Consider the following 10,386-nt stretch of genomic DNA (forward strand, 5'->3'; position numbering starts at 1 on the left):
CAAAAAGGGTGAATCAATATCACGGAGCGGTAACGGGTCTAGTCCAAGCGTCGGAGGCTGTTCACCGGAGCGTCGCCCGCGGGATCCTCCCGGGTCACGGACCGCCGCCACCTTGGAGCACGTGAGAGTCATAGTCGTCGGAGGCGGCGTGGTAGGCACCATGCACGCCTGGCAAGCAGTGGAACGCGGCCACGAGGTCGTCCAGATCGAGCGAGAAGCGGAGGCCCGCGGCGCGTCCTTGCGCAATTTCGGCCAGATCTGGGTCAGCGGCCGGGCCGGGGGCGAGGAGCTCGACACCGCCCTGCGGGCCCGCGAGCTCTGGGAGGCGATCGGTGAGCGGGTGCCCGGCCTGGGCTTCCGCGCCATCGGCTCGCTGACCCCGGTGCGCAACTCCCGCGAGCACGCCGTCGCCGAGGCCGCCGTGGCCCGCCCCGACGCCGCCGCCCGCGGCTACAAGCTGGTCACCGCCGGGGAGGCCAGGGCGCTCAACCCCGCCCTGCGCGGCGCGTTCGAGGCCGCCCTGTGGTGCGAGCGGGACGCGGCCGTGGAACCGCGCACCGCCCAGCTCCACCTGCGCGAAGCCCTCAAGGCGTCCGGCCGCTACACCTTCCTCCCCGGACGGGAGGTGCGCGAGGTCGTCGGGAACGGAGCCGTCCGCGACGACCACGGCGACGTCCACCGGGGCGACGCCGTGATCCTGGCCACCGGGGCCTGGCTCTCCGGCCTGGTCCGCGAGCTGGTGCCCGAACTGCCCGTGCGCCGCGTCCGGCTGCAGATGATGCAGACCGCCCCCCTCGGCGAAACCCTGACCACCTCGGTCGCCGACGCCGACAGCTTCCGCTACTACCCCGCCTACAAGAGCGAAGCCCTCGACGAACTCAACGCCGAGCAGGCCCAGGCGCCGATCGCCGCCGCGCACAAGATGCAGCTCCTGATGGTGCAGCGGCAGGACGGCGGACTGACCATCGGCGACACCCACGAGTACGAGCACCCCTTCGCGTTCGACACCCTCGAAGACCCCTACACGCACCTCACCGAGGTCGTCGAGTCCTTCCTGGGCCGCCCGCTGCCGCAGATCAGGCACCGCTGGGCGGGCGTGTACGCGCAGTGCACCGACACCACCCGCGTCGTCCACCGCCAGCAGGTGGCCGACGGCGTCTGGCTGGTGACCGGACCCGGCGGGCGGGGCATGACCTGCTCTCCCGCCATAGCCGAAACCACCGCGAACGAACTGGGCTGGTAAGCACCATGACCGACACCGACACCGACAACAAGACCAACGCCGACACCGACACCAACGCCGACACCCCCACCCGCCGCCTCATCGTCCTCGACATGGCCGGCACCACCGTCGCCGACGGCGGCCTCGTCGAGCGCGCCTTCGAGCGGGCCGCCGAGCGGCTCGGCGTCGAGCCGGGCAGTGCGGACCACGTCGCGAAGCTCCAGTACGTGCGCGACACCATGGGCGAGTCGAAGATCTCCGTCTTCCGCCACCTCTTCGGCACCGAGGACCTCGCCCAGCGCGCCAACTCCGCCTTCGAGCAGGCCTACGGGGAACTCGTGGACGGCGGCCTCATCGCTCCGATCCCCGGCGCCCGCGAGGCCGTCGAGAAGCTCCGCGCCGACGGCCGCACCGTGGTCCTCACCACCGGCTTCGCCCGCGTCACCCAGGACGCCATCCTCGACGCCCTCGGCTGGCAGGACCTGGCCGACCTCACGCTGTGCCCCGCCGACGCGGGCGGCCGCGGCCGGCCCTTCCCGGACATGGTGCTGGCGGCCTTCCTGCGCACCGGCGCCGTGGCCGACGTGCGCGAGACCGTGGTCGCCGGCGACACGGCGTACGACATGCTCAGCGGGGTCCGCGCCGGCGCCGGGATCGTGGCGGGCGTCCTCACCGGCGCCCATGACCGCGCGGCCCTGACCGAGCACGGAGCCACCCACGTCCTGGGCTCCGTCGTCGAACTCCCCGCCCTCCTGGCGCAGTCGGAGCAGGAGCGGGAGCCCGGCGCGTGAGCGGCATCCGCTTCGACTCCGTCTCGGTCGCCTACGGCGCCGCCACCGTCCTGGACTCCCTCGACCTGACCGTCGAGCCCGGCGAGGTCATGGCGCTGCTCGGGCCTTCCGGCTCCGGCAAGACCACGGCCCTGCGCGCGGTCGCCGGCTTCGTGCGGCCCGCCTCGGGCCGGATCCTGATCGGCGGCCGGGACGTCACCGCGCTGCCGCCGCACAAGCGCGGCATCGGCATGGTCGTCCAGCAGTACGCGCTGTTCCCGCACATGCGCGTCGCGGACAACGTCGCCTTCGGCCTGCGGGCGCAGAAGGCGCCCAAGGCGGAGATCCCCGGCCGCGTCGCCGAGGCCCTGGAGATGACCGGGATGGCGGCCTACGCCAAGCGCTACCCCCGCGAGCTCTCCGGCGGACAGCAGCAGCGCGTGGCCATCGCCCGCGCCCTCGCCATCCGCCCCGGGGTCCTCCTCCTGGACGAGCCGCTGTCCGCGCTCGACGCCCAGCTGCGCTCCGGGATGCTCACCGAACTGGCCCGGCTCCACCGCGAACTCCCCGACGTGTCCATCCTCTACGTCACCCACGACCAGGTCGAAGCGCTCACCCTGGCCGACCGGATCGCCGTCATGGACCAGGCCCGCCTGCAGGACTGCGGGACCCCGCAGCAGCTGTACCGGGCCCCGCGCACCGAGTTCACCGCCTCCTTCGTCGGCAACGCCAACCTGCTGCCGGTCACCGTCGCCGACGGGGGCGCGCTCTTCGCCGGGCACCCCCTCACCCTCGACTCCGGCCGCGCGGCCGCCGGTGCGAGCGCCACCCTGTGCGTCCGCCCGCACCTGCTCGGCCTCGGCGCCGGCCCCAACGCGCTGAGCGGGACCATCACCGAGGTGCAGTGGCGCGGCTCGACCCACCGGCTCTACGTGGACATCGAGGGCCACCGGGTCAAGGCGGACCTGCCCGAACTGCGCGAGACCCCGGCGCTGGGCGACCAGGTCACCCTGCACTTCGAGCCCCGCGACGCGGTCCTCCTGTCCGCGGGGGTCACCGATGGCTGAGGCCACGGACCGACGCACCCCCGGGCCGCCCGCCGCCGCCCCCGAAGCCGCAGCCATTCCCCAACAGACCCAACAGCCCCAACAGCCCCTACGAGGCCCTGCCCCCGGCACGCCCGAAGGCCCGGCCGGAGCCCCCGACGGCTTCGCGGCGAAGGCCGCACGTGCGCCCCGTAGCGTGCCCGGCTGGCTGTGGACCGTGCCCCCCGTCGCCGTGCTCGCGGTGGTCTTCCTCTATCCCCTCGCGCTGGTGGTCCAGCAGTCCCTGTCCCCCGAGAACGGGGGCGGACCCTTCGACGCCTACGCCTCGGTCTTCGCCTCGCACTCCTTCCGCGAGGCACTCGGCACCACCGTCTGGCTGGCCGTCGGCGCCACCATCGGCTGCCTGGTCCTCGGCTTCGCGCTCGCGCTGGTCATCGCCTTCGTGCCGTTCCCCGGGGCCCGCGCCGTCGCCAAGTTCATCGACGTCTTCCTCTCCTTCCCCTCCTTCCTCATCACCCTCGCCCTCCTCTTCGTCTACGGCACCGTCGGCATGGCCAACGGCCTGTGGACCGACACCTTCGGCGTCGCGGAGGGGCCCTTCCACTTCCTGACCACCCCGTGGGGCGTCCTCCTCGCGGAGATCACCTACTTCACGCCCTTCGTGATGCGCCCGCTGCTCGCCGCCTTCTCCCAACTGGACACCGCCCAGCTGGAGGTGGCCTCCTCGCTCGGCGCGAAGCCCGGCCGCATCGTCCGCCGGGTGATCCTCCCCGAGTCCCTCCCGGCCCTCGCCGCCGGCGGCAGCCTCGTCCTGGTCATGTGCCTCAACGAGTTCGGGATCGTCCTGTTCACCGGAGCCAAGGACGTCACCACGCTCCCGATGCTCATCTACGGCAAGGCGATCCTCGAATCCGACTACGCCGCCGCCTGCGTGGTCGCCGTCGTCAACATCGTGATCTCCGTCGGCCTGTTCGGCCTCTACCGGGTGGTGAGCAAGCGTGCTGGTGCATAGCAAGAGCGGCCGCTGGGCCGCCTGGAGCCTCTTCGGCATCCTCTTCCTGCCCCTCTTCGCCCTGCCGCTGCTCGTCGTGGTGGCCGCGTCCTTCTCCACGCACTGGTCCGGGGCCTTCCCCTCCGGCCCCACCACCGAGAACTACGCCGCGGCCGTCCGGGGCGAATCCCTCCAGGCGCTGACCACCTCGCTGCTCACCGCCCTGGCCGCCAGCCTGATCGCGCTCACCGTCGGCACCTGGGCCGCGCTCGCCGCCGCCGGACTGCGCAGGCGCGGCAGGAGCGCCCTGGACGCACTGTTCGTGCTGCCCGTCGCCGTGCCGTCCGTGGTCGTCGGACTCGCCGTGCTCGTCGCCTTCAGCAAGCCGCCGCTGCTCCTCAACGGCACCAGCTCGATCGTGATCCTGGCGCACACCATTCTTGTCACCGCGTTCGCCTACCAGTCGGTTTCGGCTGCCATCGTGCGTCTCGACCCCGCGTACGAGCAGGCGGCGGCCTCCCTGGGCGCCCGCCCCGCGTACGTGCTGTGGCGGGTCAAGCTCCCCCTCCTGCTGCCGTCGCTCACCGCGGCCGCCGGGCTCTGCTTCGCCCTGTCCATGGGCGAGCTGAGCGCCACGATGATGCTCTACCCGCCGGACTGGATGCCCCTCCCGGTCCGGATCTTCACCGCCACCGACCGCGGCTCGCTCTTCAGCGGCTCCGCCGTCGCCGTGGTCCTCATGGCCACCACCCTGCTGGTCCTGCTGGCCGTCTCCCGCGTCCGCACCAGGGCCACGTACCGCTAGACCCCGGTACGGCCACTGCCACCCCCTGCTGATTCCCCTGCCGACTCCCTTTCCCCGTAAGGAAGTTCCATGTCCAGCAACAGATACCTCCGCATCACCGCCGCCGTCACCGGCAGCCTCGCCCTGGCCGCCGGCCTCACCGCCTGCGGCGGTTCCTCCTCCGCGGACTCCGCCGGCTCCGCCGACACCAAGGGCGGCGGCGAGAAGGTCGTCACCGTCTACAGCGCCGACGGCCTCAAGAGCGACAAGGGCGACGGCTGGTACGACAAGGTCTTCGCCGACTTCACGAAGAAGACCGGCATCGAGGTCAAGTACGTCGAGGGCGGCTCGGGGGAGATGGTGCAGCGCGCCGTCCGCGAGAAGACCAACACGCAGGCCGACGTCCTGATCACGCTGCCCCCCTTCATCCAGCAGGCCGACGGCAAGGGCCTGCTCCAGGCCTACACGCCGCAGGGCGCGGACAAGGTCAACGGGGCGAACAAGTCCTCCGAGGGCAAGTGGACCTCCGTCGTCAACAACTACTTCGGCTTCATCTACAACAAGAAGGAGCTGACCGAGGCCCCCAAGACCTGGGAAGAGCTGCTCGACGCCAAGTACAAGGGCAAGCTCCAGTACTCCACCCCGGGCGTCGCGGGCGACGGCACCGCCGTGCTCATCAAGGCGATGCACGACTTCGGCGGCAAGGACCAGGCCAACGCGTACCTGAAGAAGCTCCAGGCCAACAACGTCGGCCCGTCCTCCTCCACCAGCAAGCTCGCGCCGAAGACCGACAAGGGCGAGCTGCTCGTGGCCAACGGCGACGTCCAGATGAACTTCGCGCAGTCCAAGACCATGCCGAACCTCGGCATCTGGTTCCCCGCCAAGGACGGCGGCAAGCCCACCACCTTCTCCCTGCCGTACGCGGCCGGCCTCGTCGACAAGGCCCCGCACACCGAGAACGGCAAGAAGCTCCTCGACTACCTGCTCGGCGAGGACGCCCAGAAGCTGGTCAGCGGCATCGGCGGCGGCTTCCCGGCCCGCACGGACGTCCAGCCCACCGATGCCAACGCCGTCGAACTCACCAAGCTCATGACCGGAGTCGAGATCTTCGAGCCGGACTGGGCCGACATCGACAAGAACCTCACCGGCTACGTCGACGCGTGGAAGTCGGCCACCGGAAGCTGACTGGTCGCCTCCCGGTCACCCACGACCGGGATAGTGACGCTCGGATAACGGGTCTGGACCGAACCTCGTCTCCGGTCCGGACCCGCCGTACGCCCGCTCGCGTTGCCGCACGACCGCACGACCGCACGACCGCACGCCTCGTACGTCCCGCACGCCCCGTACGTCCCCTGCGCCTTCCCCACGATTACTCCCGGAGGAGTACGTGCCCACTGTCCTGTCCGGACGGACCCTCGCCGTGGCCGCCACCGCCACCGCCCTGCTCGCCACCGGCCTCGCCGCCCACGCCGCGACCGCCGACGAAACCGGCGGCGGTGCTGCCGCCGCCGTCACGAACAAGGTCCTCGTCATCGGCATCGACGGCACGGTCCTGGACCGCGTCAAGGTCGCCGACGCGCCGAACCTGAACGGCCTGATGGCCCAGGGCCTGACCGCCCGCAGCACCCTGTACGCGAACCCGATGGCCGCCACCTCCTCGGGCCCGGGCTGGTCCACGATCGCCACCGGCGTCTGGCCCGACAAGCACGGGGTGAAGGACAACTCCTTCACCGGCAAGAACTACACGGCCTACCCGGACTTCCTGACCCGCATCGAGAACGCCAACCCGGCGCTCAACACCTACGCGGCCGCCGACTGGGAGCCCATCACCTCCACCGACCAGAACGGCCCGATCTTCTCCGCCAAGGTCGACAAGCGCCTCAACCTCAAGGGCGACCGCGACGGTTACGGCAGCGAGGACCCGAAGATCGCCGCTGCGGCCTCCGCCGAGCTCCGCGACCAGAACCCCGACGCCGCCTTCGTCTACTTCGGCGAGATCGACCACGCGGGCCACTCCTCCGGCGCCGCGAGCCAGGAGTACCTGAACACCATCGCCCGCGTCGACAAGCTCGTCGGTCAGCTCCTCACCGCCGTCCAGAGCCGCCCGACCTACGCCCAGGAGAACTGGAAGGTCCTGGTCACCACCGACCACGGCCACACCGACGCCGGCGGCCACGGCGGCTCCACCATCCAGGAGCGCGGCACCTTCGTCCTCGCCAAGGGCGCGGGCATCCCGGCCGGTTCGGTGCGCAACGACGTGAAGCTCGTCGACGTCGCGGCGACCGCGCTCGCCCAGGTCGGGGTCAACCCCGGCGCCGCGATCGACGGCATCGCGCTGGGCGCCCCCGACGACGGCGACGCCTTCGACACCCTGCGCCCCAGCCTCCAGGCGCGCGTCGACGAGACGGGCATCCCGGCCGGCACCAAGGGCTTCACGCACACCCCGCCGGCCGGCTGGTCGGTCGACAACTCCAAGATGGGCACCGGCGGTGTCACCGAGTGGGCCGGCTGGGCCTTCGCCACCGACGAGTTCTGGAGCCAGTCCCAGCGCGACCAGTGGCGCGAGCTGAACGTCCGCTCCCGTGACGTGTTCGCCGTCGCCGACTCCGACGAGTGGGACGACAAGAGCCACACCGGCTCCTACGACTCCACCCTGGCCACCCCCAAGTGGGCTGTCACCGGCGGCACCACGCGCAACCTGACCTTCCAGACGCACTACCACCACGAGGCCGGCCAGACCGCCCAGGTCCTGGTCTCCTACAACGGCGGCGCCGCGTCGGTCGTCAAGAGCTACACCGCCGACGCCGTCGCCCGCTCCGAGTCGATCGCGCTCCAGGTCCCGGCCGGCGCCACCGACGTCCAGGTCCGCTTCCGCTACGCCGGCACCAACAACTGGTACTGGACCGTGGACAACGTCAAGCTCGGCTGAGGCCCTTTCCGGCGGATGCCTGCCGGCGGGTACGGAGCTTCGGCGGGGGCCCTCGACGGGCCTTCGCCGGAGCCCGTAGCGCCGTACGGTCCGGGCCGTGGACGCCCACCGCGTCCGCGGTCCGGCCCGGATAAGGTGGTAGAGACCAGAGGTCACAGACGTCACAGACGTCAGACGCCACCGAGAGCGGAGAACAGTCCAGTGGCAGAGCGCAAGCCGATCGAATCCTGGCTCACCGACATGGACGGGGTCCTCATCCACGAGGGCACCCCGATCCCCGGAGCCGACGCCTTCATCAACCGGCTGCGCGAGTCCGGAAAGCCTTTCCTCGTGCTGACGAACAACTCCATCTACACGCCGCGCGACCTCCAGGCCCGGCTGAGCCGGATGGGTCTGTCCGTGCCGGTGGAGAACATCTGGACCTCGGCCCTGGCCACCGCGAAGTTCCTCGACGACCAGCGTCCGGGCGGCACCGCGTACGTGATCGGCGAGGCCGGCCTGACCACCGCCCTGCACGACATCGGCTACGTCCTGACCGACCACGAGCCGGACTACGTGGTCCTGGGCGAGACCCGCACCTACAGCTTCGAGGCCATGACCAAGGCGGTCCGCCTGATCAACGCGGGCGCCCGCTTCATCTGCACCAACCCGGACGAGACCGGCCCCTCCACCGAGGGCCCGCTGCCCGCCACCGGCGCCGTCGCCGCGCTGATCACCAAGGCGACCGGCAAGCAGCCGTACTTCGCCGGCAAGCCCAACCCGCTGATGATGCGCACCGGCCTGAACGCCATCGGCGCGCACTCCCACAGCAGCGCGATGATCGGCGACCGGATGGACACCGACATCCTCGCCGGGCTGGAAGCGGGCATGCAGACCTTCCTGGTGCTGACCGGTCTGACGTCGGTCGAGGACACCGAGAAGTTCCCCTACCGGCCGACCCACACGTTCGACTCCATCGCCGATCTGGTCGATCTGGTTTAGGTCGTACGGCTGACACGTACGGGCCAAGCGGGCGCCGCTCCGGATGCGGAGCGGCGCGCCGCGCGTGAATCTCCTTGTTGAGGAGGTTCACCATGCGCAGTGATTTGATCGCTCTCCGTGTCACCGGGGTGGCCGTCGCCCTGACGGCCCTGTCCGCCGTGGCCGCTCCCTTCGCCTTCGCGGGGGAGGACGACTGGAACCGGGACCGCGGCAGCGTCTCGGCCGACCCCAATCCGGCGGAGCCGGGGGCGCAGGTCAAACTGCGCGTCCGCGGCTGCGAGGAGGACTGGGCCGTCGCCTCGTCCGCCGTCTTCGTCTCCGAGGTCCGCCTGTCCACCGGGCGCGACGACCGCCGCACCCTGTGGGGTGACGCGATGATCCGTTCCTGGGCCGATCCCGGCCGCCACGACATCAAGATCAAGTGCGGTGGCCGCGGCGGCGAACGCGAGTGGGGCACGATCGAGATCGAGCGCCGCCGGGAGCACCGCCCCGATCCCCATCACACACCCGTCTGGCCGGTCCACGCGGGCGGCGGGGGCATGTCCGAGGAGATCGCCGCGAAGTCGAAGGCGGCGGGCGCGGCGCAGGCCGCCGGGGCCGCCGACTCCGCGCAGCTCGCCGCGGCGGCGAAGAAGAGCCACACGGGCGACGGCCCGGGCCTGCCGCACACGGTGATCGGCGCCGTGCTCGCCGCCGCCGCCACCCTCGCGGTCGCCGGCCGGGCGCTGACCCTGCGCCGCCGCCGCAGCGGCGAGTGACCGGGTGATCGGGTGAGCGCGGAGCAGCGGAGCTCGGGCGGTTCCCGGCTGCTGACCTTCGCGGCCTGGTCGGTGCTGGTCCTCGGGCTGTGGCTGTGGGGCCGCGAGATCACCGGCGTGGCGATACCCCTGCCCGGCCAGAGCGGCGGACAGGCCGCCCCGGGCATGCCCGCGGCGCACAGCCCGCTGGGGCCGGCCGCGCCCGCGCGGGTCGACGTGCCGTCCCTCGGCGTCCAGGCCCCGGTGATCGTCCGGGACCTGGACGCGAAGGGGGCGATCGAGCCGCCCCCGTACGAGAATCCGGGCACGGTCGGCTGGTGGCGCGGCGGCGCCCAGCCCGGCACGGCCGGGACCGCGCTGCTGGTCGGGCACGTGGACACGAAGTCGAAGCCGGCCGTGTTCTACGGCCTGAGCTCGGCGAAGACGGGCGACAAGGTCCGCGTGGTGCGGGCCGACGGCTCGGTGGCGGAGTTCACGATCGAGGACGTACGGGTCCACGAGCGCGCGGGCTTCGACCCGGCCAAGGTGTACGGGCCCAGGGTCCGCGGCCGGGCCGAACTGCGGCTGGTCACCTGCGGCGGCACCTACGACAAGGCGGCCAAGGAGTACTCGGCGAACGTGGTGGTGTCGGCGTACCTGACGGGCGTCGGAGTCCGCCCCGGAACGGCGGCCTGAACCGCCGCGCCCCGGAGCACGAAGAAGCCCCTCGCAGCTTGCGCTGCGAGGGGCTTCTTTGCGTCTGTGCGCCGCCAGGGACTCGAACCCCGGACCCGCTGATTAAGAGTCAGCTGCTCTAACCAACTGAGCTAGCGGCGCTTGGTGACAGGGAAAACTCTACCCCACCGCTGCGGGTGCTCGTGACAAGCCGCGCGCGTTCTGTCCGATTAACCCATGTTTGGGGGTTT

Annotated in this window: 10 protein-coding genes and 1 tRNA gene; 10 read left to right on the forward strand and 1 reads right to left on the reverse strand. The window is 71.5% G+C overall.

The genetic code is table 11. The features are described from left to right. Window positions 1-121: 121 nt before the first annotated feature. From ACIA8F_RS17100 to ACIA8F_RS17145, 10 genes are all read left to right on the forward strand, one after another. Window positions 122-1,243, forward strand: coding sequence for a TIGR03364 family FAD-dependent oxidoreductase (locus ACIA8F_RS17100; RefSeq protein WP_399379557.1), 1,122 nt, complete (start codon window positions 122-124; stop codon window positions 1,241-1,243). Between the two features lie 92 nt (window positions 1,244-1,335). Further along, window positions 1,336-2,013, forward strand: coding sequence for a phosphonatase-like hydrolase (locus ACIA8F_RS17105; RefSeq protein WP_399379777.1), 678 nt, complete (start codon window positions 1,336-1,338; stop codon window positions 2,011-2,013). Next, window positions 2,010-3,059 carry an ABC transporter ATP-binding protein gene (locus tag ACIA8F_RS17110; RefSeq protein ID WP_399379558.1) on the forward strand — a complete coding sequence of 350 codons (1,050 nt, stop codon included), beginning with the start codon at window positions 2,010-2,012 and terminating at the stop codon, window positions 3,057-3,059. Before ACIA8F_RS17105 ends, ACIA8F_RS17110 begins: the two co-directional genes overlap by 4 nt. Next, window positions 3,052-4,050 (forward strand): 2-aminoethylphosphonate ABC transporter permease subunit, encoded by a 999-nt coding sequence (locus ACIA8F_RS17115; RefSeq protein WP_399379560.1) that lies wholly within the window; start codon window positions 3,052-3,054, stop codon window positions 4,048-4,050. The genes ACIA8F_RS17110 and ACIA8F_RS17115 overlap by 8 nt, the downstream gene beginning before the upstream one ends. Then, window positions 4,037-4,834 (forward strand): ABC transporter permease, encoded by a 798-nt coding sequence (locus ACIA8F_RS17120; RefSeq protein ID WP_399379562.1) that lies wholly within the window; start codon window positions 4,037-4,039, stop codon window positions 4,832-4,834. The genes ACIA8F_RS17115 and ACIA8F_RS17120 overlap by 14 nt, the downstream gene beginning before the upstream one ends. Before the next feature lie 69 nt (window positions 4,835-4,903). Beyond that, entirely contained in the window at window positions 4,904-5,998 is a 1,095-nt protein-coding gene (locus ACIA8F_RS17125; protein ID WP_399379563.1) for a 2-aminoethylphosphonate ABC transporter substrate-binding protein, read from the forward strand. Between the two features lie 202 nt (window positions 5,999-6,200). Beyond that, window positions 6,201-7,742 carry an alkaline phosphatase family protein gene (locus ACIA8F_RS17130; protein WP_399379565.1) on the forward strand — a complete coding sequence of 514 codons (1,542 nt, stop codon included), beginning with the start codon at window positions 6,201-6,203 and terminating at the stop codon, window positions 7,740-7,742. Between the two features lie 201 nt (window positions 7,743-7,943). After that, window positions 7,944-8,723, forward strand: a complete 780-nt coding sequence (locus tag ACIA8F_RS17135) for an HAD-IIA family hydrolase (RefSeq protein ID WP_243337185.1) — start codon at window positions 7,944-7,946, stop codon at window positions 8,721-8,723. A 92-nt stretch (window positions 8,724-8,815) separates the two neighbouring features. Continuing rightward, window positions 8,816-9,481, forward strand: a complete 666-nt coding sequence (locus ACIA8F_RS17140) for a hypothetical protein (RefSeq protein ID WP_399379566.1) — start codon at window positions 8,816-8,818, stop codon at window positions 9,479-9,481. 12 nt (window positions 9,482-9,493) lie between these two features. Continuing rightward, window positions 9,494-10,156: a class F sortase gene (locus ACIA8F_RS17145; RefSeq protein ID WP_399379568.1), complete on the forward strand. Its 663-nt coding sequence runs from the start codon at window positions 9,494-9,496 to the stop codon at window positions 10,154-10,156. 67 nt (window positions 10,157-10,223) lie between these two features. On the opposite strand, the gene ACIA8F_RS17150 is transcribed toward ACIA8F_RS17145, so the two are convergent. Continuing rightward, window positions 10,224-10,297, reverse strand: a tRNA-Lys gene (locus ACIA8F_RS17150). Window positions 10,298-10,386: the final 89 nt, after the last annotated feature.

The sequence above is a fragment of the Streptomyces sp. NPDC051563 genome, from assembly GCF_044454225.1.
Taxonomy (GTDB): Bacteria; Actinomycetota; Actinomycetes; order Streptomycetales; family Streptomycetaceae; genus Streptomyces.

Excerpts from the sequence above, each read along its gene's own strand:
- ACIA8F_RS17105 (WP_399379777.1), top strand. The coding sequence starts at position 1,336 with ATGGCCGGCACCACCGTCGCCGACGGCGGCCTCGTCGAGCGCGCCTTC.
- ACIA8F_RS17140 (WP_399379566.1), top strand. The coding sequence starts at position 8,816 with ATGCGCAGTGATTTGATCGCTCTCCGTGTCACCGGGGTGGCCGTCGCC.
- ACIA8F_RS17125 (WP_399379563.1), top strand. The coding sequence starts at position 4,904 with ATGTCCAGCAACAGATACCTCCGCATCACCGCCGCCGTCACCGGCAGC.
- ACIA8F_RS17115 (WP_399379560.1), top strand. The coding sequence starts at position 3,052 with ATGGCTGAGGCCACGGACCGACGCACCCCCGGGCCGCCCGCCGCCGCC.